Annotated in this window: 18 protein-coding genes; 12 read left to right on the forward strand and 6 right to left on the reverse strand. The window is 41.1% G+C overall.

From position 1 onward, the window contains the following. Positions 1-84: 84 nt before the first annotated feature. The 4 genes from JMY09_RS06200 to JMY09_RS06215 all read left to right on the forward strand — a co-directional run bounded on the left by JMY09_RS06200 (position 85) and on the right by JMY09_RS06215 (position 5327). Complete coding sequence (locus JMY09_RS06200) at positions 85-660, forward strand: TerD family protein (protein ID WP_201622722.1); 576 nt, start codon at positions 85-87, stop codon at positions 658-660. A gap of 313 nt (positions 661-973) precedes the next feature. Further along, positions 974-2080 (forward strand): DUF475 domain-containing protein, encoded by a 1107-nt coding sequence (locus tag JMY09_RS06205; protein ID WP_201622723.1) that lies wholly within the window; start codon positions 974-976, stop codon positions 2078-2080. Between the two features lie 312 nt (positions 2081-2392). Further along, positions 2393-3772: a cation:dicarboxylate symporter family transporter gene (locus tag JMY09_RS06210; protein ID WP_201622724.1), complete on the forward strand. Its 1380-nt coding sequence runs from the start codon at positions 2393-2395 to the stop codon at positions 3770-3772. A 580-nt stretch (positions 3773-4352) separates the two neighbouring features. After that, the gene (locus tag JMY09_RS06215; protein WP_201622725.1) at positions 4353-5327 is read left to right on the forward strand and encodes an EamA family transporter; all 975 of its coding nucleotides are present in this window, start codon (positions 4353-4355) and stop codon (positions 5325-5327) included. A gap of 400 nt (positions 5328-5727) precedes the next feature. Here JMY09_RS06215 and JMY09_RS06220 read toward each other — a convergent pair whose 3' ends face one another. Then, a complete protein-coding gene (locus JMY09_RS06220) occupies positions 5728-6387 on the reverse strand; it encodes a 7-cyano-7-deazaguanine/7-aminomethyl-7-deazaguanine transporter (RefSeq protein WP_201622726.1) in 660 nt (219 codons plus the stop codon). A gap of 667 nt (positions 6388-7054) precedes the next feature. Here JMY09_RS06220 and JMY09_RS06225 point away from each other — a divergent pair. The 4 genes from JMY09_RS06225 (at position 7055) to JMY09_RS06240 (ending at position 11072) form a co-directional block, all read left to right on the forward strand. Next, positions 7055-7630 (forward strand): TerD family protein, encoded by a 576-nt coding sequence (locus JMY09_RS06225; protein WP_201622727.1) that lies wholly within the window; start codon positions 7055-7057, stop codon positions 7628-7630. Positions 7631-7843: 213 nt separating this feature from the next. After that, on the forward strand, positions 7844-8596 hold the full coding sequence (locus JMY09_RS06230) for a TIGR00266 family protein (protein ID WP_201622728.1): 753 nt from the start codon (positions 7844-7846) through the stop codon (positions 8594-8596). 99 nt (positions 8597-8695) lie between these two features. Beyond that, on the forward strand, positions 8696-9310 hold the full coding sequence (locus JMY09_RS06235) for a TerD family protein (RefSeq protein WP_201622729.1): 615 nt from the start codon (positions 8696-8698) through the stop codon (positions 9308-9310). A 319-nt stretch (positions 9311-9629) separates the two neighbouring features. Continuing rightward, entirely contained in the window at positions 9630-11072 is a 1443-nt protein-coding gene (locus JMY09_RS06240; RefSeq protein WP_201622730.1) for a YfcC family protein, read from the forward strand. A 67-nt stretch (positions 11073-11139) separates the two neighbouring features. Here JMY09_RS06240 and JMY09_RS06245 read toward each other — a convergent pair whose 3' ends face one another. From JMY09_RS06245 to JMY09_RS06255, 3 genes are all read right to left on the reverse strand, one after another. Further along, entirely contained in the window at positions 11140-11877 is a 738-nt protein-coding gene (locus JMY09_RS06245; RefSeq protein WP_201622731.1) for a LytR/AlgR family response regulator transcription factor, read from the reverse strand. Between the two features lie 12 nt (positions 11878-11889). After that, positions 11890-13638 carry a LytS/YhcK type 5TM receptor domain-containing protein gene (locus JMY09_RS06250; RefSeq protein WP_201622732.1) on the reverse strand — a complete coding sequence of 583 codons (1749 nt, stop codon included), beginning with the start codon at positions 13636-13638 and terminating at the stop codon, positions 11890-11892. 262 nt (positions 13639-13900) lie between these two features. Next, positions 13901-15121, reverse strand: coding sequence for a TerD family protein (locus JMY09_RS06255; protein ID WP_201622733.1), 1221 nt, complete (start codon positions 15119-15121; stop codon positions 13901-13903). Between the two features lie 372 nt (positions 15122-15493). Here JMY09_RS06255 and JMY09_RS06260 point away from each other — a divergent pair, with 372 nt between their 5' ends. Beyond that, entirely contained in the window at positions 15494-16549 is a 1056-nt protein-coding gene (locus JMY09_RS06260; RefSeq protein WP_227677204.1) for an ATP-grasp domain-containing protein, read from the forward strand. A gap of 293 nt (positions 16550-16842) precedes the next feature. Here JMY09_RS06260 and JMY09_RS06265 read toward each other — a convergent pair whose 3' ends face one another. After that, entirely contained in the window at positions 16843-18030 is a 1188-nt protein-coding gene (locus JMY09_RS06265; RefSeq protein WP_201622735.1) for a sugar transporter, read from the reverse strand. 276 nt (positions 18031-18306) lie between these two features. On the opposite strand from JMY09_RS06265, the gene JMY09_RS06270 reads away from it, so the two are divergent. Next, positions 18307-19569, forward strand: a complete 1263-nt coding sequence (locus JMY09_RS06270; RefSeq protein ID WP_201622736.1) for a S1 family peptidase — start codon at positions 18307-18309, stop codon at positions 19567-19569. Between the two features lie 53 nt (positions 19570-19622). Beyond that, positions 19623-19766, forward strand: coding sequence for a hypothetical protein (locus JMY09_RS06275; RefSeq protein ID WP_201622737.1), 144 nt, complete (start codon positions 19623-19625; stop codon positions 19764-19766). Between the two features lie 79 nt (positions 19767-19845). On the opposite strand, the gene JMY09_RS06280 is transcribed toward JMY09_RS06275, so the two are convergent. Then, positions 19846-21111, reverse strand: coding sequence for a RidA family protein (locus JMY09_RS06280; RefSeq protein ID WP_201622738.1), 1266 nt, complete (start codon positions 21109-21111; stop codon positions 19846-19848). A gap of 307 nt (positions 21112-21418) precedes the next feature. Between JMY09_RS06280 and JMY09_RS06285 the strand changes: the two genes are divergently transcribed. Beyond that, a complete protein-coding gene (locus JMY09_RS06285; RefSeq protein ID WP_201622739.1) occupies positions 21419-22717 on the forward strand; it encodes a phosphoribosyltransferase domain-containing protein in 1299 nt (432 codons plus the stop codon). Positions 22718-22949: the final 232 nt, after the last annotated feature.

The following is a 22949-nucleotide window of genomic DNA, read 5'->3' on the forward strand; positions in this document are numbered from 1 at the left end:
GACCGTTCCTAAATAATATATATCTTCATTCGTTTAGCTTCTTTGCTCTTAAAATAATTTTATTCTAATAAAAAGGACATAACCATGGCTTTATCATTAAATAAAGGCGGTAACCTATCGCTAACCAAAACTGATCCTAACTTAACCAAATTACTTATTGGCTTAGGCTGGGATGAACGTGCTACTTCAGGGGCCGAGTTCGACCTAGATGCCAGTGTGTTTTTATTGAGTACTGCTGGCAAAGTGCGCGGCGACCACGATTTCATTTTTTATAATCAGCTAAAATCTGATAACGGTGCTGTTGAGCATACTGGCGACAATCGCACTGGCGAAGGTGATGGTGATGATGAATTGGTTAAAGTTAACTTGACTCAAGTCCCAGCTGATGTAGACAAAATCGTCGTAACAGTTACCATTCATGATGCGGCTGCACGTAGTCAAAACTTTGGTCAAGTTGCTAACGCTTTTATCCGTGTTGTTAATGAAGAAACGGGCACTGAAGTGGTACGCTTTGACTTAGCAGAAGACTACTCTGTCGAAACCGCAATGGTATTCGGTGAAGTCTATCGCCATAACAACGAGTGGAAATTTCGCGCAGTAGGTCAAGGCTATGCTGGTGGTCTGCAAGCTATGTGTCAGCAGTATGGCGTTGATATCTAATTCTCAATTTAGTCTCGATATTTTTATAATAGATAGTGGACCATCCAATAGCGGCTGGGTATAAAAAATTGATATACAGTCCTTAGCCCATATCTTGGGTTGACTAAGGATGAAGTACAAATAATTGCAAAACTATGCATTTTTTAGTAGTAAAACCTTCGGCAATGGTTTATCTTTCTATTGATTTTTATTTATAACTATACTCAAAAAGTAGCTAGCAATAGCTGCTTTTTATAGTATAGGCCTAGGTTATTTCCTCAGCGACAAACCAGCTTTAACGACATTAGCTTTATGCAATCAGACAGGACATGTCATGAGACATTTTTATTTAGATTTTATCTTTACCGCTATCGCTTTAGCGGTAGCCGCATGGTGGGGGTATTCACATAGCGGTATGAGCGGGCTCATATCTACGCTATCGATTACTGCTATTTTGGCAGTTATGGAAATCTCGTTATCTTTCGACAACGCAGTAGTCAATGCTTCAGTGCTCAAAGGCTGGGATGACTTTTGGAAGATGATTTTCTTGACTGTGGGTATTTTGGTTGCCGTCTTTGGTATGCGCCTAGTATTCCCGATCGTCATTGTTGCTGTCACCGCTGACTTAGGAATGATGCAAGTTATCGACTTGGCCTTGAATGATCCAAAAGAATACTCAGCTAAGCTACTAGCGCATCATGCTGAAATTTCAGCTTTTGGTGGTATGTTCTTATTACTAGTATTCTTAAACTTTGTCTTTGATGATAAAGAAGTACACTGGTTTGATTGGCTTGAGAGCCGCTTAGCCAAATTTGGTCAAGTCGATGCTATGAGCGTATTTGTTGCGCTAGTAATTTTGATGATTTCTCTAACTTGGGTTCAACCTGATCAGTCAGCTGCAGTGCTAATAGCTGGCGTCTGGGGTATCTTAATATACTTAGGGGTGCAAGTAATTTCTGGTATGTTAGAGGGCGACTTAGAAGAAGAATTAGAGGGTGAAGGCAGTAGTACTGGCAGCACTGGTGCTGCAGGTAGTGCTATTATGAAAGGCGGGATTATCGGCTTCTTATACTTAGAAGTGCTCGATGCCTCATTCAGTTTCGATGGTGTTATCGGTGCCTTTGCTATTACTAACGACGTTATCGTTATCATGTTAGGCTTAGCTATTGGTGCGATGTTTGTACGTTCTATGACTATCTTCTTAGTAGATAAAGGTACATTGGACGAATTCATCTACCTTGAACATGGCGCGCATTACGCTATTGGTGCTTTAGCGCTTATTATGTTGATATCGATGAAGTTCCATGTGCCAGAGCTTATCACTGGTCTTATCGGTATTGCCTTTATCGGTTGGGCGTTATTAGCGTCCCTTAAGCATCGTCGACAAGAAGCTTTAAAAGCAACCAATGATCCTGATTTAAAGGTCAGACAGCTAGATTAATTTAGTCATTTAAATCAATTTAATTTACAACTGTCAGAAAATTAACAGGCTGTAGCAATTATTCGCTACCGCCTGTTTTTTTTATGGCTAATACTTTAGATATAGCATAGGAGATAATTAGAGGTGATTAGTAGGATAGTTAACTCTATAAACCAGACAAAAAAAGACTTATAACCTAATTGTTTGATGCTTATAACGAAATGGAATAACAACATCGTTACTTAGCGCTAGACCTTATGAGCTAGATCAGGATAATGACCCAGATTGATTTTCAGGTTTTCTTTATATTTTTCGGTGTTTAAGGTCTTTATTATGATGTTATTATTATTAGTTGCTGTTTTTATATTACTGCTCTATGGCTTGTGGCGTTATCACCGCCAAAGTGATTCCTTGAGTCGCAGTGTGTTTGTTGGTCTATTTTTAGGTGTTGTGTACGGTCTGATACTCTCAGCTCTTAACGTTGATACGACTGACTTCTTACCTTGGATCAATATCGTCGGCAATGGCTACGTGAATTTATTAAAAATGATTGCTATGCCTTTAGTCTTCATCTCGATATTGGCCGCTATTGCTCGCTTAGAAAAAGCCTCTATGATCGGTTCAATGAGTTTTTGGATCATCAGCACTTTACTTATTACTACCGGTATCGCTGCTTTAGATGGTGCTATTATCGCCAATTTATTCCATCTTGATGCCAGCTCAATCGTGCAAGGTCAATCAGAAATCGCTCGTGGCCAAAGCATGGTAGAGAGCAGTACGGAAGTTGCAGACTTAACGATTCCAGGTTTAATATTAAGCTTTATTCCTACTAGTATCGGTGGTACATTCGCCGGGTTAGAAAGTACCTCGATGATAGCGGCAGTAGTCATTGCCAGCTTATTGGGTGTGGCAGCGTTGACGGTCAATAAGAATGATCCCGAAAAAGGTGCAGTCATTATTCGCACTATTGATGTCTTACAAAGCTGGATCATGGCTCTGGTGCGCTTTATCATCCGCTTGACCCCTTATGGTATCTTAGCATTGATGATTAAAGTAATAGTCACCACTGATGCTACTGCTATTTGGCAATTGGCCAAGTTCTTATTGGCCTCTTATGTTGCGCTATTTATCATGCTAATAGTGCACGCGTTTATTATCATGTTGACAGGCCGCTCACCTATTGCGCATTTTAAAAAAATCGTTCCTGTACTGACCTTTGCCTTTACCTCACGTAGCTCTGCCGCTTCAATTCCACTAAATATTGATGCGCAAGTTAATGAGCTTGGCGTGGCTAAGCCTATTGCCAACTTTTCTGCGTCTTTTGGCGCTACTATTGGGCAAAATGGTTGTGCCGGTGTTTATCCTGCCATGCTAGCGATTATGATTGCTCCAACGATGGGCATTGACCCTTGGAACGCAGGGTTTCTAGCTTCTGTAGTGGGCATCTCTATGATCGCCTCATTCGGCGTGGCCGGTGTAGGTGGTGGTGCAACGTTTGCAGCTATCATCGTGTTATCGACTTTAGGCATGCCGTTAGAGCTAGCCGGACTGTTGATTTCAATCGAGCCATTAATCGATATGATGCGCACACTAGTGAATGTTAGTGGCTCTATCACTTCCGGTGTCGTTGGCAACCGTATTCTCGGTAAATCTATCGAAGCCGATGAATTTGTAGGCACTACGGTTGATAACGTAGCTTATAAGGCCAGCTAAGCTTATAACTGCCATCTTAGACACTCACTCAAGAGAGCCGTTAGAAGAAGCTGCTATTTCTATGAAAAGCTTGAGAATCACTTTAAAGTCTTTAATTTGATTCTCTTTCATAGCCATTATGCTTATATCTGCTACCAGCATACTTTTTAGCAACCTACCAAGTTTCCTACTAAAACCTATTTAGGATTCAATCAGCAAAATTAAACCAGTCTCCATAAAGTGGTAATAGCATAAAAATGTCCCAATCTGTTCGGTCATTGGCGCCTAGCAAATCGCAGCAGCATGTTAAGGCTTGTACAATAGCGGTTATCAAACAAAAAATAATGATAGCCAGTACTACCGCAACGTCCTTTTAAGGCTAAACCAATAGCTGTGCTTTTAATCAATACTTGCAGCTTTTATTTAAAGGAGGACTGAACCATTGCCACAACTTTGCTGAGGATGGTGCGATTGATAATAATACAGGATTTAGCTCTGATGTTCAGTTGAGAAGAGCTTGGCATACATTTAATGAGTCGGGTACGCCGTCTAGCTATTATCGTGCTGCTCCCTCAGAACACGCCAACTCAAAGGATAATCAATGACCCCACTACACCTTGCGCTTGCTGTCATTGTCACCCTAATCTGGGGTATCAATTTTACCTTTATTGCTTGGTCGCTTGAGAGCTTTCCGCCGCTGATGCTGAGCGCCATGCGTTTCTTTTTTACTGCCATTCCCTTGGTGCTATTTATCAAGCCACCTAAGTTTAACCGCACCCTATTAATTTATGCCATCGGCACCTTTGTGATGCAATACGCCTTTGTATTCACTGCCATGCACCTTGGTGCCTCAGCTGGCTTGACGGCGCTGCTATTGCAATTACAGATATTTATCACTGTATCGCTTGCCTATTTTATGCTGGGTGAGCCTGTTAGCCGAATGCAGCTTGTGGGGATGGTCATTGGCGTATTGGGGCTGGCGGTGATTGCGACCAACTTAGGCGGGGATATGCCGCTGCTTGGGTTTATTTGTATTTTGATTGCCGCTACAGGCTGGAGCTTTGGCAATATTGCCTCCAAACAGGCTTCGAGTCAGGCAGCAAGGCCACTGTCTGCAAATACACCTCAACCTATTAATACAGGAGTAAGTCTAGCGCCAGTAACTACTGCACAGTCAGCGCCATTATCAGCATTATCGCTGGTGGTTTGGGGCGGCTTAATAGCCTGTGTGATCTTGACTATTGCTTCATTAATATTTGAGACCGATAGTTGGCAAGTTGCTACATTTACGCACGCCTCAATAAAATCTTGGTGGGCACTTGTCTTTATTGTCTATATCTCTACCCTAGTTGGATTTGGATTATGGGCATTGTTATTGAGTGAAAATAACGCCTCAAAGGTAACACCGTTTGCGCTACTCGTGCCCATATTTGGCATGATAACGTCGGTGCTACTCACTGGTGAAGTGGTAACTTGGTGGAAGATGTTGGCGATGGGGTTAATTTTATTGGGATTGGTGCTGGCGAATTTAAAGCGCAGCCATTTTGTGCGTCAGGCGAAGCCTAGGTTAAGTTGATGGGCTAACAATAGAGGCAGATTATAAATATTTTGCTGACAGTGGAACGTACTCAAAAGTCATATTCGGCTATCAATTAAACAAACCGATAACCTGATACTAGTAGTTGCTCTGCGGTATTTGCTACCCAGTTTTTGCTATACAGATACTTTATACAGCATCAGTCATGTTTTTGCTGGCGATATACAATAACGTCAGCAGTCCACTTATATAGTCGATACCAGGTAGAATAGATACTTCACTTTATGACACAAGACTGTAAAGAGTTTTTTTTGCTTGCTGTGTCTATACCTATACCTATACCTATACCTGCGCCTACGCCGACAGAGGCTGCAAATAACCGATCTCAATCTCGCTGTATCATTTTTACAATGAACTGACTATAGCCACCATCTAGTTTCTACTTCCCTGCCAGCATCTTTTGCAACTTTGCTAATACCACACCATACAGCGGTAAAAAGATCAACACCCCCATCACCATCTTAAACAGATAGTCCATAGTGCCAATTTCGATCCAGTGGGTCGCCATGAAGGCATCTGGGCTTCGATAAAAGGCAATAGCAAAAAAGCACAGACTATCGATCAAATTACCAATAAACGTTGATGCAAGGGGTGCAATCCACCAAGTTTTAAGCTGGCGCAATTTGTTAAAGACTTGGATATCTAACAGCTGACCAATCACATAAGCGGCAAAGCTTGCCAAGACAATGCGAAACACAAACAGATTAAAATCTAATAGCTTCTCGTGGCCAACAAATAGACCGTTTGCAAAGACTACAGAGAAATAATAGGAGATAACCAGCGCCGGAAGCATGGCGAAAAATATAATTCTTCGGGCTAACTGCTGACCAAATATACGTACGGTCAGATCAGTAATCAAAAAGATAAACGGAAAGGTAATCGCTCCCCAAGTAGTGATAAAACCAAATAATCCGACAGGTATTTGCACCAGATAATTACTGATAGCAATGATAAAGATATGGAGGCCGACTAGCCAGAATAAAGCACGGCTGTAGCGTATGGATTGAAGCGGAGTGATAGAAATATTACTGATGCTCATCAAAGAGTCCTTTTTTTAAATCAGGGTTGAGGGAACCTGAGAGCGCATTATTATAAAGCAAAATGGTACTTATGGCTAAAGTGATTCTAGCGCAAAGTTTGAGCCTCTTCACCTTGTGTAAGCTCTATCCTGCGCAACGCTGTCCTTGTAAACAATACTTTGACTATAGCCTTTACACTTATTGACCGGACTTGCTAACAAGGGCTTAAAATTTGAGATTTATAGAGCTTAATACTACATATTCACTATAGTTAGCAGGAGTTGATTAAGGTTTGAACCACTCATAATTCAACTACGATACAAGTGTAATACATATGCACAAAATACGACTTGCTTAGTCTGTAAGCGCTTAGTATAGTAAAACTTAAATATATCTATGGCTTGATTCACTTAGTCCAAGTAGATGAGTGCTATCTAAGCAGCTGCCTCTTTACCAACTATAGTTGCTGATATCATTTCTGACATAGCAGCTAAAAATTATGATAAATGCTAGTTATGGTGAGTGCTAGTTATAATAATTACTAATATAGCTAGCTAGTAAGTAAAATTATGAGTAGTACCACTATAGTAGGTAAGGTTATAAAAGCTGTATTTTGAACTTAGTATTTTTAGTACCAGTATCTCCAACAAAAAATCAATCCAATCAATAAATCAAAGGACAATTTTTATGGCTATTAGCTTAACGAAAGGCGGCAACGTAAACTTATCAAAAGAAGCACCAGGCTTAACTAATATTACCGTTGGTCTTGGCTGGGATCCACGTGCTACTGACGGTCAAGATTTTGACTTAGACGCTATTGGCTTTTTGGTCAATGAAAGCGGTAAAGTACGTAACGATCAAGATTTTATCTTTTTTAATAACTTAAAGTCAGACAATGGCGCTGTAGAACATACTGGCGATAACCGTACTGGCGAAGGTGACGGCGATGATGAAGCTATCAAAGTAAACCTAGCTAACATTCCAGCTGATGTCAGTAAAGTCGCGCTTTGTGCCATTATCTACGAAGGCCAAGCTCGTAACCAAAACTTTGGCCAAGTTGGTGATGCCTATATCCGTGTCGTGAATGACGATGGTCAAACTGAGATCGCTCGCTATGACCTATCAGAAGATGGTAGTACTGAAACGGCGATGATTTTTGGTGAATTATATCGTCATAACAGTGATTGGAAGTTCCGTGCAGTAGGCCAAGGCTTCAGCGGCGGTTTAGGTCCATTAGCTTCATCTTATGGCGTTAATGTCTAACAATAAAAGCTAACTTAGCCAATTTAAAATAAGCCATCAACTGTGTTTTATAATCACATTTGATGGCTTTAAAATTAATGGGCTAGTGAAAGTCTTTTTTTTAAACAGCTATACAAAAACAAAGAAATACCGTTAAATTATAATCGTTTAAACCCTAATTGTTTAAACCCTAGCAAAGCACTATTAAAATATTGATATAAGGATTTTCATCCCATGGCGGCAACATTCAGCTTAATCGGTACCATCGAACCGTTTCTACATTGTAATCTTAAAAAAGGCGATTCGATTTATTGTGAAGCCAATGCAATGGTGATGATGGAGTCTAACCTTGAGCTTAAAGGTAAGCTGCAAGGCGGCTTAGTGCAGTCACTAATGCGCCGTTTTGCCAACGATGAATCATTGTTTCAGCAACAGATTGAAGCAGTCAATGGCGAAGGAGATTGTTTGCTAGCTCCTACTCTAGACGGTGATATGCAAATACTAGATGTCGGTGCTCAGCAGTACACTTTGAGTGACGGTGCCTTTGTAGCGGCACAAACCGGTGTTGATGTTAAAGCTAAAATTCAACGCAATCTTGGTGGGGCTGTATTCGGGGATACCGGCGGCTTTATGGTTATGCAGACTCAAGGTAATGGTCAGGTAGTAGTTTCTGGTTTTGGCTCATTATTTGAGATTGAAGTAACCCCGGGTAAAGATGTCATTATCGATAATGGTCATGTGGTTTGCTGGGATTCAAATTTAGAGTATAAGCTCTCCGTCGCTACTAGTAAGAAAAAAGGCTTTATGAGTAATATCATCAACTCAGTTACTAGCGGTGAAGGTATGGTATTGAATTTTTCAGGTAACGGAAAGGTTGTTATTTGTTCCAGAAATCGTGACAGCTATCAAGGCTGGCTACAGAGTATCCTAGGCACTAGCTCAGGAGGTCGTGGCGGTAACAGTGGCATGCTAGGTAACCTTTTATAAATGCTGCACTATAAGTTATAAGTTCTATTTTATTAACCGTTTATTTTTAAGAGCTCGTTTCTAATAATTCATTTTAATGACTAGTATAAGGAATATAACATGGCAGTTAGTCTACAAAAGGGACAGAAAATATCCTTAAGCAAAGAAGCCGGCGGTACGCTTACTAAAGTTAAGCTAGGCTTAGGCTGGGATGTTGCACAATCAGCAGCGCCAGAGAAGAAAGGCGGATTTTTAGGTAAGCTGTTTGGCGGCGGTAGCGGTGGCGGTGATTCTATCGATTTAGATGCCTCTTGCATTATGTTCGATAGCAATAAACAAGCCGTCGATGCCATTTGGTTTAGCCAATTGCAGTCCAAAGATGGCAGTATCCTACATACAGGTGATAACCGTACTGGCGATGGCGATGGCGATGATGAAGTCATCAATGTTGACCTCTCAAAAGTTCCAGCTAATGTGGTTTCACTAGTATTTACAGTAAACAGTTTTACTGGTCAAACCTTTGAGACCGTAGAAAACGCTTTTTGCCGCATTGTTAATGCGGATAATAATAGTGAAGTAGCTCGTTATAACTTATCATCGCAAGGTACTCATACTGCTATGATCATGGCTAAAGTCTATCGTCATAATGATGAGTGGAAAATGCACGCTATTGGCGAAACTGCTACTGGTCGTACCTTTCATGACTTGATGCCGGCCATTTCTCCGCACGCTTAGTTAATCACCATAGAGCAATAAAAAAGCCCAGCTATTTAAAATAGCTGGGCTTTTTTATTGCTCCTTATAACTATCAATTTTTAGCTCTACTACTGCCTACCCTACTAATCAATAAAGCCTTAACTCAAGACTTTGGTTATCTTTTGATGCTTTATGGATATAACACTAATGAGCAACTCGTTACTCCTGATGTACAACTCGTCGTCTATATGACCATTTCGTATGATTCCCAACACTGTCAGTACTTTTTATAATACAGTTTTACCTACACAGGACGTATAAGTCATATTCTCTAAAACGGATTATTTGGAGTAAAAAAATGTCAGACCATAAAATTGATAGCATTGCGAGCGTTGATAAAAAAGTGGGGCAAAAGAAGAATTTCGAGATGCCGCATATCTATGTCATCTTATTTGTATTCAGTGCCATCGCTGCTATTCTTACCCACTTTATACCCTCTGGTAAATATGACCGTGTCCTTGGACCAGAAGGTAGAACAACCATTGATGCCACCTCCTACCATCTGATAGAGCAAACGCCTGTTGGGGTCACCGAATTTTTAACTGCTGTGCCTAGGGGTCTTATCGATGCCGGTGAAGTCGTGTTCTTCACATTCATCATCGGTGGTATGTTTATGGTTCTTAGAAGGACGGGAATTATTGAAGTTGTCGTTGATAAACTAGCGCGTAAATTTGCCAATAATGGTCTACTGCTAATAGCCGTTTTAACTACTGTATTTGCTTTTATTGCCACCCTAATTGGTACACCCGAATTATCATTAGTCTATATCCCAGTTATTATGCCGTTGATTATTGCTTTAGGCTATGACTCGGTAACGGCTGCTGCGATTTCATTATGTGGCACTGGTGCGGGTTTTAGTGCTGGCGTGCTTAATCCAATCAACACAGGGCTTGGACAAAAACTATCTGGATTACCAGTATTCTCAGGAATGGGATTACGTTCAATCGTATTTGTTTTAGCAGTCACTGCTGTGATTTTCTTTATTATAAGATATGCGAAGAAGATTAAGAAAGATCCTTCAAAAAGTTATGTCTATGAAGAGGATAGTGAAAAGAGAATAGAGTTTAATCAAATTGTTGGTGGTACTGCTCTTACCATGACATTTCGTCAGAAGCTAGCTGCCTATGCCACGCTCATTCTATTTGCAGTACTTGTATACGGCGTGCTGCAGCAAGGCTGGTTTATGATAGAGATGTCTGGACTCTTTGTCATCATGGGCATCGTCGTTGGAATGATTGCTGGTCTTAAGCTAACTGAGATATGTGATGGATTTAACCAAGGTTTTAAAGATGTATTGATGGGCGCGTTTATCGTTGGCTTAGCTCGCGCAGTCGCTGTCGTCTTAGAAGATGGCAACGTTATGGATACCCTTGTACACTCTTTAGGGACTTTAGTTGGAGACTTGCCCCCTGAGCTTGCAGCTGTTGGTATGTATTTCGTCCAAACTGCAATTAATTTTGTAATCTCTTCTGGCAGTGGCCAAGCTCTAGTGACTATGCCTATCATGGCACCGCTTGCTGATTTGGTTGGCGTAACTAGACAAACAGCGGTACTAGCCTATCAACTTGGCGATGGCTTTACCCACGTTCTCTTCCCTACCAGCGGATATTTTATGGCGGCCCTAGTTATCGCTGGTGTGCCTTATCAAAAATGGATGCGCTTTTTCTTACCTCTTTTTGCCGTTTGGGCCATGATTGCCATTGGCTCGTTAATTGTCGCTCAAATGATTGGTTGGTCATAACCAATTATTAAATAGCTTTGTTCAGATAAGGCGGGTAAATGTTTATTACATCTACCCGCCTTATTTTTTATAACTCAAGAAGTTGTTTGACTACTTTAACGTAAGAACGACTTACCGAGATTTTAGCGCCGTTTTTTAGGATAATTAAATAGGTTCGATTAAACCAAGGCTCTAATGCTGCTATTTGTTTTATATTGACGATATAGCCTCTATGCACTTGAATAAAATCATCACCAAGCTTATCCATCATTTTATAAAGTAAAGTATCAGTTATATATTTTTTTTCTATAGTTTGAACATAAGCTTGCCGATTTTCTGTTCCTATATATAAGATATCTTTAGTATTGATAACTATAATTCGATCTTCCTCTTTTATACTAATACTATGTTTCTTGTCCTTACTAACTAAGGGCAAAATCTCAACCTTACTCTCTGTATAAGATGTACTACTCAGCTTCACTAACTTATTCACTGCTTTTAGCAGGCGCACTCTATCAATGGGTTTGACTATATAATCTATAGCATCTAATTCAAATGCGTCCAGCGCATATTCATCATAAGCAGTCACGAAAACAATCATAGGTGGCTTTTTCATATTGCGAAATTGTTTGGCAAGTTGAAGACCGTTGCCGTTCTCGAGTTCTATATCCAAAAAAACGGCATCTGGTTGCTTGTCATTGATATCCCATAAAGCTTGATGCATGTCTTCAGCTTCACCAATAACATTGATCTTACCTGTCTCCTTTAGTAGGTAAATCAATTCTTGTCTAGCCAGCACTTCATCTTCAATAACATATACATTCATCGACACGTTTCCTTAGTGTTCAACTGGCAATATAATTATAACCTTAGTCCCTTTACCCATATCGCTATTTACTACAAAGCAAGCCTCTTGACTATATAATGCGGTAAGTCGTTCTTTTATGTTAAATAATGCCGTACCACTGCCATCTTTAGATGACTGTACCACTCGCTCACCCAAATCTACTATTCGATCCGCTGCCACCCCAACACCATTATCAGCTACTTCAATTGAGATCAAGGTTTCTGATACTCTCTTAATGTCAATACTCACTTTACCTTTGGCTTTTGTCTTTTTAAATCCGCCATACTTTATCGCATTCTCTACCAAAGGTTGAATGATAAAAGGTGGAATGCCATAGTCAATCAACTCAGGATCTATTGCTATATGCACCTCAAATTTATCTGGGAAACGTGCTTGTTCAATAGCCAAATAGGCTTGTACGTTTTCCATCTCCTTACTGATCGGTACTAAAAAATCAGCAATACCTGATAAATTGTTGCGCAAATAAGTAGATAAGTGCAGTAATAAATCTCGAGCTAGCATGGGATCAATTCTACATAAAGCGACGATGGTATTAAGGGCATTGAACAAAAAATGCGGTTGTATCTGTGCTTGTAATGCCTCAATTTTTGCATTTTGTAGCAATAAATTATGACGTTCAATCTCACCAAGCTCTAGTTGATTTGAGAACAGCTTACCAAGACCTTCAACCAATTCCTTTTCAACGGAAGTAATGTGAGTCGAGCTTGCGTAGTAAAAAGTGATCGTACCAATGGTTTTATCATGGACATAAAAGGGGACCACTATAAAGGCTCTGCTATTAGATTTTTTAGAAAACAGCCATTTTGCTCTTGGTTCCCTTAACACTGATTTGCCAGTTGCTAAAACCTGCTTGCGTAAGACCAAATCTTCTTGTTCGTGTCTTTTGTGATTACTCAATGACCCAGTATAAGCCAGCTCACGAATACCTCTAGTAATCGCAACATGCTCGACTCCCGTTAATTGCTTGATAATCTTAGTGCTTTCTTTAGCTGATTTCTCATTCAAACCCCCTCGAAATAAGGAGAAAGTGCGGTCAGCAATTGAAAAGGTTTTAACGGTTTGATTGGCTCTGGTTCTCTCTTCTTCTTGTACGACGTTATAAAAAATCATGGCACAGATCCATATTCCTATACCATTAACAATAATAATTGGGGGGCCTGTAAAACTAATTAATTCAAAGGCGGCACGATGATTGTCAGCTATAAAGGGAATAGCCAAAATTTGGACCGTTAGAATGACAATACTGGTAAAAAACATGTACTTGGGTTTAATAAATCGCATTTCGCGCCACTTGTAACCAAACCATCCTGCAAGACAGCCTCCTAAGATAGATACCCAAAGAGTAGCCTCACTGATAAAGCCACCCATTAATAACCGATGCCCACCAGCAATAATGGATGCGCCTATACCCACTATTGGACCGCCGAAGAAACCGCCAATAATAATGCCGATATTTCGTGTGTCCGCTACTGCATTATTTGTCTGAAGCGTAGGGTTCCACAAATTAGATACAACACTTTGATTGCCAGGCTCTACCACAAGAGCGGTATAGTTACCGATGACGCCGAACATACCGAATATTATTATTAATACGAATAATCCCCCTATGCCGACTCTCTGGTAAATCATCTTTCTAAATATAGGCAGTCTAGTAATTAGATAAGCAATAGTAATAATGAGGGTCATTCTTGAGAGCATTTGGAGCAATATTTCCCACATCGAAATATCTCATTTTTATAGTGGCTATAGGAGGTGCTGCATGCCTAAAACGTGTTTAGAACATAGCAGGTGTTTAAAGTATCTAAGTTTTTTAGAGCATATAAGCTGCTTAGAACATGACAATTTTTTGAAGCATAAGCGTTGTTTAAGGCAAATAAAGGCTTGAAAATATATAGGCGGTTTAACAAGTACTGACCACTCTAGCAACGACTGCCAAAATCGTCACTAGAGTGTAATTGACCTATTATTAGTGCTAAAAACCTTACTTGCGACCACGCTTCCAACTAAAGCCCCAATTAAAGGCTTTGTCCATCTCTTGATGGCCTTTAAAGTACTGGTTAATACGCTCAACGTTGATACTGCCTTGTTGGTTTACCAAGCGTGCAATCGCACACATTGGCAAGTTGCCAGCTCCTTCAGTTAAACGAGTCTCGATCGGTGGCTGCTCAGGAACATGCACTGTCACTACCCCATCAGTTTGAGCCCAATTGGGTGCGCCTTCGTAGATAAAGGCAAAGATAAACACCTCTTCAATCTGTGCCCACTGCTGACCATTGATATCTAGCCATTCACCGCCACTAACTTGTCCGGTTCTATCATCTGCACGCAAACAAACATAAGGGGCTGACTGCAAGCTGCCAAAGCGATTGCCTAGGGCTTGAATCAGAGTCTTTTCGCCATTTTTAAGGTGGATCATTGCCCCAACATCGAGATCAATACCACTAGCGCCATGCTGCTTGAACAAGTCGCCTAGCAAGCCTTTTTTAGGGGCAGCCTTATCCGTATTTGGACGTTGATTCCAGTCTAAGTTGACTGATATTTTACCAAAATCGTCGCGTTTTTTTAGATTAATGCTGGATTGATTTTTGGTCAAAGTAATTTTACTGAGGTTAATCGAAGAAGCTGCCGGAATAGGTGGTGGACTATTGGCAGCATTGGCTTGCGCAGGTTTTGAGGTGTTGATAGCTGCGGCAGGTACAGGTGCTTCATCCGCAATCTCTACCCCGAAGTGCTCCGATAAAGGTTTTAGCCCGCCCTCAAAGCCTTGAGCGATAAAACGGAACTTCCAATTACCTTGACGGCGATAACATTCTGCTAAGATGATAGCTTTCTCGTTGCGTCCAGCGCTACTGAGCTGACAAGTCATTAATACTTGGCTGCCTTGCAATACTTGAATATCTACATCACCAATTTGGGCCAACGTTTGGGCGCTAGAAAACGCTAAAGCAATCTTATCAATATTGGCAGGTTGACTCGATAAATTGATATCGAAGAACCCATCGCTATCATGACCGCGAAAGCTCACACTATTATCATCGCTACTAGTCTGTCCATAAAAAATCATGTCGCCATCACCGCGCACTTTACCTTGTGTGGTTAAGCGATAAGCGGCGCAGTCAATAGAGCTCTGGCTCAAGATACGGATGCTAATATTATCAGTTGGTAGCGGCGCATTGGCTCCAGCAATCAGCTTTTGGCTCATACTATTGGTCCTTTAAAGTCGTTATAATTAAGGGGTAACAGGGTTTTTAGCATTGACCTATAGTAGCATGAATAAAGCGACTGTCTTGCTCGGTTGAAGCCTAACCTTAATAATCATAGTATTGCTTATACTGTCTTTTTGTTAGATTTCAAAGCTGCATTTATGACCATTTACTGTTGTATCTACAGTGGGTTTTGCGCATAATCTCTCAACTACTTAGCCTGACCTCAATACTGATAAGCCAACCCTGAGAAAGTTATGAATGACGTTGTAAACAATAGCACTAGTCAAACCATTACTGACCAAACTACTAACCCTAGTAATTCAAAAGCAGCCGTTTGGCTCGCTGAAGGTCAATCTAGCCAACGTGATATGCTTGCCAGCTTACAAATATTGAAATCTCATAGCCCTGTGCCATTCACTATCATTGCCTCACATCGTCATGATCGTCCCGAGATTTTTGAATATGCTGATGAGGTATATAGGGAGCCTACTATTACTGTGGCGGATGAAGAGATAGCATCTCAACCTTCGATTACTATCCCGCGCTGGCAGTTTGTGTTAGAAAATGCCAAGCGCAATAATGTCAAAGTGCTGCTCACTGGTCGTAATGGCATAGATTATGAGGCGCAGCGTGAAGCCTTTACAGCTGCAGGTATCAGACTGTTAACAGGTGCTACTAGCGTCGCAGCTTTGGCATCGATAGAAGACAAGTTTGCTTTTATGCAGCAGTGTCATGCTAATGATATTCCAGTAGCAGCCGCTTGGCGCTTTGATAATACTGCTGAGCTAAAAGCTTTATTAACGCTGCATGACCATCAGCCTTTATGTGTCAAACCTGTTATAGGTATCTTTGCCCAAGGGTTTTGGCGACTGGATACTGGTAAGAGCTGTGATGAGCCTTATGATAGCTTTGAGCACCTTTATTTTACTGAAGAGAAGAAGATTAATACTGCGCAATTTATAGCCGCTTATGACAACAGTCAAATGATCAAAGAGCGTCCTATTCCGATGCTATTAATGCCTTATCTGTCAGGACAAGAATACTCTATCGATGTAGTCTGTGAATATGGCGAAGTGCTAGCTGCTGTAACCCGTTATAAAACTGGCAAAATCCAACATATAGGCTATGAAGAATCAGTGATGGAAGTGGTTATTCCTTTGATCAAAGCTTTTGGCTGTGATGGTATCGTAAGTGTACAGACTAAGGCTGATGATGAGGGCGTGCATCGTGTCCTCGAAATCAATAGTCGCCCTGCTGGGGGCATCAGTTATACTACTCATAGCGGTGTAGACTTAACCCAAATTGGTTTTGGTTATTGGCTTGGTTTAACCGCTAAGCCCAAGTTAGCAGACGTCATCAAGCTAATTAAGCCCTGCCAAGTGCGCTCGATCATGACTAGTGTCAAAATTGAGGCTGAGATCTAATGTTTTCAAAAAAATAAAGATTAAAATATAACGACTAAAAATATAGCAGCTATAACAGGAAAGGCACTTTTACTCTAGCTACTCCTAAATAAAAACAGGGCAGCTATTACCGCCTGCTACTGGTATAAATTTTGCTTGCATGCTGCGCTTGTAGAGATTGCACAAAATTCATCCCAGTAGCACCTTATTTGTTACTCTAATACTGTATAAGGGATTGACTATATATTCTTAAGATAGGCCGATTAAAGTTAACTTAGTTAAATTTTATCTTAGATATTTTTTAACACTAACTTCTAACGCAACTCAGGAAAGCGTCTTAGCATAACCACCATAAGTAGGAGCGCCAAGCTTGCAATACCAGCTCCTACGAAACCTACGCTAGACAATGAGATATAACTAACGGCATAGCCACCCAGTAGCGCCCCAGCCCCAATACCGAAGTTGATAACGCCCGAGAACATGGCCATCACCATATCTTGCGCATTGATATCAATCTCAATGACTTTGGTCTGAACAGTCAGCATTAATAGCATCATGGCTGTACCCCAAATCACGGTAACCATACTAAATAACCATATCGATTTGACTGACCATAACATCAATAACATAGACCCTAATATCAGTACTATAGAAACCAGCATCATCATGGGCGTGGATTTATCACTCCAACGACCAAATATATAACTACCAATAAGGCCAGCACCACCAAATAGTAACAGTATAAAGGTGACTGAGTTTTCACTAAGAGAGCCGATCCGATTCATAAAGGGTTCGATATAGGAATAAGCGGCATAGTCAGCGCTAAAGGCTACAAAGCAAAAGATATATAACGAAACTAATAGTCGATTTTTAAGGAGTTCTGGTAGCTTTCTAAAAGAGCCATCAAACATACTAGGCAAGTTTGGCAGTAATTTTATTTGTAGAATAAATACCACAAAAGCAAGAATACCTATGCCCGCAAAAGTAGTACGCCAACCAAACCATTGGCCTAATACTCGGCCTATAGGAACGCCCAACACTAGCGCTAAGGAAGTTCCTGTCGCTAGTATGCTAAGTGCCATAGCCCTCTTGCCTTCAGGTGCTACGCGCAAAGTTATAGCGGCAGTAATTGCCCAAAATATAGCGTGTGAAAACGCAATGCCAACTCGACTAATGAGCAGTACTTGGAAACTCCAAGCAAAAACAGACAGTACATGACTGGCGATAAATACTACAAATAGCGCCAATAGTAAGCGCTTACGCTCAAGCCTACTGGTCAACAGCATGAGCGGTAGCGACATAGCAGCCACGACCCAAGCATAAAGGGTCAACATCAAACCTGTTTGGGCGGTAGTGATAGAAAAGTCTTTGGCAATGTCACTTAGTAAAGCTACCGGAACAAATTCTGTGGTATTGATGACGAACGCGCTGACACCCATTAACATAACACGAAGGTATTGGGTTCGAAGCGTCACTAAATCGGCTGTAACAGGGTTTGCCATAAGACCTACCAAAACATTATCTTTTAGAACATACTTGGCTTAATAATGGATATTATCAGCTAAGCACAACTAAGGTAGCATGGCAAAATAACAAAAATCTAGCAAGCATAGATAGCATTTATTTACTTTGTGGACACGGTTTATAATGCTACAGAGTAAAGCTGTTTTGTTAGCGTCACTAAAGTGAAGCCTATGTAGGTGTCAGTACGCCTAAATACGCCTAAATACGCCTAAGTATGATAAACCACCCTACCGCAAAACTAGAAGAGACGTGCTATGAGTACACAGACCTTAGTTTTAGGCGCCAATACGGTTATTGAGCAAGCGCAATGTTCAGTGAGTTTTTCTACCTCAGATCCGCTCAAATTTGGTCAGCAGCTTGGACTACTATTGCTACCTCTAGACGAGAGTCGCAAGGCAGCTTGCAGTCCAGCTTATTTACATGAGCCTAAGGAGTGGGCAAAATTGGATAATGCTGATGAGCCAAAGGTTTGGCAGCTAGACTTACAGACACTCTTTAACACTCAGGGTATCCACTATTTACAGCTTATCGTCTATGCCTATTACGAACCTACGCTTAATTTACCGGCTGTTGAGCTAAATACCGTTAGCTTAGCGGTAAACAATGACACTATTCATTATGACTTTATTGCCAATGAGCGTCATGTCAAAGCCGCTATCATTTTAGAGATCTATCAGCGCAATGGGCAGTTTAAATGTCGGGCATTGGGTGAGGCCTCCAGCCAAGGATTGGCAAGTCTAGAGCAACGTATTCAGATTAGTCTTGATATCCGCCCGCCAGATACTCATGCCCTGCTACAAGAAGCCCAACGCCAGCAGCAAGGACAGTCCAATAGCGATGAGCGACCGCCACGACAAGTAACCGCAGGTGAAACTTGGACAGGTACTGCTTTTGCTATTGATCGCTATCATCTACTCACTTGTTACCATGTGATTGAGTCCGCAGCTTTGATCGCTATCCGCCAGCAAGGCTATCCTGATCGTGAGGCACAAGTAGTGCTCAGCGACATCGGTAGCGACTCAGCGATTATAAAAGTTAGTGAGCCACTACCCAGTTATCTAACGTTAGCGCAGCAATGCGATGATCTATTAGGTGAGACTATTACTACTTTGGGCTTTCCCTTATCTGGAGTGAGCAGTCAACTACAAGTTACTCAAGGTTGTGTCTCAGGACTGACGGGTTTTGGCAATGATATCCGCTATATGCAATTTACTGCCCCGATTCAACCTGGCTCTAGTGGCAGCCCCCTATTATTACCTACTGGGGAGGTGCTAGGCATGGTTACGTCAAGTTTAAACTATGAGCACGCACAAAATATGAATTACGCGGTGAAATTTCAGTTATTATCTGCGCTGTTAAGCAGTGCCGGTATCAGCCTAACGGCTTTAACCGATGATACGGTTAACGCTTTAGCCAACCACTCACTCTCTTCTATGGCCAGCCATATACCACTAACCACACCGCAGCTAAGTAAGCAAAGCCGGGGTGCGCTATGGTTGGTAGGTTGTGAGGGATAATTTTTTAATAGGATGCAAACAGCTACTGATAAGCGCTGCACTAAGGAAGATAAATGTCCGTTGAGTTCGATAATATTGCATTACTTATCGATGCCAACGCTACTTCTGCCAGCAGTATAAAGCAAGTATTACCACTAAAAAGGGGACTAGTAGCTTTGGCTATTAGTCCCCTTTTATTAAGTCAGGTTGCTCAGTAGTATCTATCCTTAAAAGCCTTGACTACTGCCCTTAACTAGCTAAATCTTAACTGTATAAATATTAACTATCTACAACATGCTATAAAGCTGGTGGTGTACCTTCAGCATTAGAAACCACAGCATCAATTTGTATTAAAGCATCCATTGGAATGGCGGACACACCGATGACTGTTCTCGCAGGCAAATCACTGTTAAAGAACGGAGTATAGATATCATTTACTGCATCGATATCAGCAATGTTCTTAAGCTGGATATTGACTTTAACCACATCATCCATAACATGATCAATGCTTTGTAATATTGCTTTGATATTCTCTAAGCACTGCGTTGCCTGAGCCGTCACATCGCCTGTAATCATTTTACCTGATTCAGCACTGATAGGAAGTTGAGCTGAGATATTATTATAGTGAGAAAAAGCGACGGTTTGTGTGGCTACTGAACTCTTTGGAGCATTAGTAGTATTATTAGCTTTTATGACGATACCATGTCTATCTTCAACTTCTTGCGGAGGCGTCCCATCACCATGCGACACCACCGCATCAATCTGTACTAGCGCCTGCATCGGTAACGCAGTGGCCGCACTAACCGTGCGTGCTGGCCAGTAACCAACAGTTCTAGCAATAGCCGAATCTGGGAAGAAGGTGCTGTAGACTTCATTTACAGCGTCAGTATTTGTCAGGTCCGTCAAAAAGATATTTACTTTTACAATATCATCAATGGGCACATCGATGCTCTGTAAAATAGCCTTAATGTTTTTTAAGCATTGAGCGGTCTGCTGTTTTACATCGCCGCTAACTAAGCTGCCGGTCTTAGGATCAATTGGCAATTGCGCTGAAATATTATTATAGTGAGAAAAAGCGACGGTTTGCGTAGAGACGCTAGTTTTTGGCGCATTATCCGTGTTGTTGGTCACTTTTACTAAATCACAAGGTGCTTGTGGCTGAGTCCCTTCACCGTTTGAGATGACGGCATCTATTTGTATCAAGGCCTTATCCATAGGAAGCGCTGCTACTGCTAGCACGGTACGTGTTGGCAGATAGCTTTGGAAAAAAGTAGCATAAACAGCATCTACAGCGGCAATATCAGTAATATCTTTTAGAAATATAGTGATCTTAACCACGTCATCCATAACATGACCAATACTCTCAACGATGGCCTTAATATTGTCTAGGCACTGGGTTGTCTGTGCGCTAATATCGCCGGCGACTACGGCCTTGGTTTGTGGATCAACAGGTAGTTGGCCAGAGAGATGGTTATAATGGGAAAACGCAACGGTTTGCGTTGATAATGGGCATTTTGCGACACTGTCCGTGTTTCTTGATGCTTTTATAATGATATTATTCATGGGTAAATAGATCCTATTTGGTATGTATTTTTATAGAGCTATTGGTTTAAGGGTATTTTCCCTAGCAAAAGCAGAGCGAGATAATTATAGTTAGGAACAGCAGTGATAGTGTACAACTGTACCATAGGAATAACTGCTGCACCTACAAATAAACTTCGTTTAAGACAACTAAAATAAAGATTAAAAAAAGCCATTTAATTTTTCAAATAAAAACCCGCTAAGCCCAAATATGTAAGGCTAAGGGTATAATGTACTAGATATCATAAAAATTATTTATAGAATTTATAAAATAGGAAATATATAGGCGATGATTGAAAACGGTGCTAAATCTATTAATGTTCACAAACGTAATATCGTTCTACCCCGTGGTGAGCTGGCGCTAAGCTATCAGATAAATGCGGCTATTAAACGTGCCGGTGCTGGCGAGCAGCCTTATCAATTAGAAGACTTATTAGACTTTGCCCAGCGTATTAATCCTAAGCGTGCATTTCTTTTTGTCTCAAAAGTCTTAGGACGTCATATCCCAGTGGCGCCGAGTGTTATGCGTACCTCCTTTACTGATTTGGCCAATTTGGTCCCTGATGAGTTAGCTGAACCTATCCTAGTGATTGGTATGGCAGAGACAGCAGTTGGGCTATCCGCTGGCGTTCATCAAGCGTTGCAAACACGCTATCCCAATGCGTTATTGCTTAACTCTACTCGCCATGCCCAGCACGATGATGGTAATGATAGTAATAACGACAATGTTTTATTGACCACTTTTAGCGAAGACCATAGTCATGCCAGTCAGCACCTGATTTATCAAAGTGCTGATAAGGTGACTCAGGCCCAGCTGCTAGCAACCAAGACCCTTATTATGGTCGATGATGAAGCCTCAACAGGCAATACTTGCGTCAATGTGGTCAGCGCATTACGGGCAGCAGGATTAACCCAACTACAGCAAGTACATCTTACAACCTTGGTTGACTGGTCGCTAAATCAGCATCAAGCCGATACTGACGATAGCGTTGCCAGCCGCTTAGCAAATATCGACTTTTATCGGCATCATCTGCTATCTGGCGCTTGGCAATGGACGGATGCCCCTAATCCTGAGCCTATAATGATGCCATCAGTTGATACCACAGAAGCAGGTAGTAATGCTTTAGGTGATACGGGCAATTGGGGACGTTTCCCCACCTTAACTAGCACCGATGGCTTCGATAGTTACTTGGCAAATTTTCAACAAGCAGTTAGGGTCTTTAATCAGCAAAGACAGCTTGATGACGCCTACTTGCCTACAAGAATTCTAGTATTGGGCAGTAATGAATTTGTATGGTTACCGTTTTTATTGGCCGAATGGCTTGAGAAAAACAGCAATATCGATAATGTAATTAATCATCCTGAGATTAAATTTAGCGCCTTAACCCGCTCGCCAATTGCGCTAGGGGGCGGTATTAGCACGAGGTTAAGCTTTACCGATAATTATGGTTTAGGCATGACTAACTTTGTTTATAACGTCAACCCTGCTGACTGGGACTTGATCGTATTGTGTGTAGAAACCTCGTCTGAGAGTGTTGATTCGCTGTGGCATGGTTTGGATAATGTGCTGATAGTAAGTCCTAGCTAGAGTCTCGTTTAAGATAGATATTGGTCTTGATAGTTACTGATAATGGGTTTATAGCACTAATAATAGCGTGTTTAGATTGTGTAATAGTACTGCTAAAACAGAGTTTAGTTTTATAGGTATCTGATTTTAAGGCGCTTAATTGTAAAAATCATAATAAAAAAGATGCTTATAGCATAAAAAAATTCATATTTACGTTATAGACATCTTGCTTAACCTTACCTTTACATATATA

Origin of the sequence: Psychrobacter urativorans (assembly GCF_904846695.1) — a bacterium.
Taxonomy (GTDB): Bacteria; Pseudomonadota; Gammaproteobacteria; order Pseudomonadales; family Moraxellaceae; genus Psychrobacter; species Psychrobacter urativorans.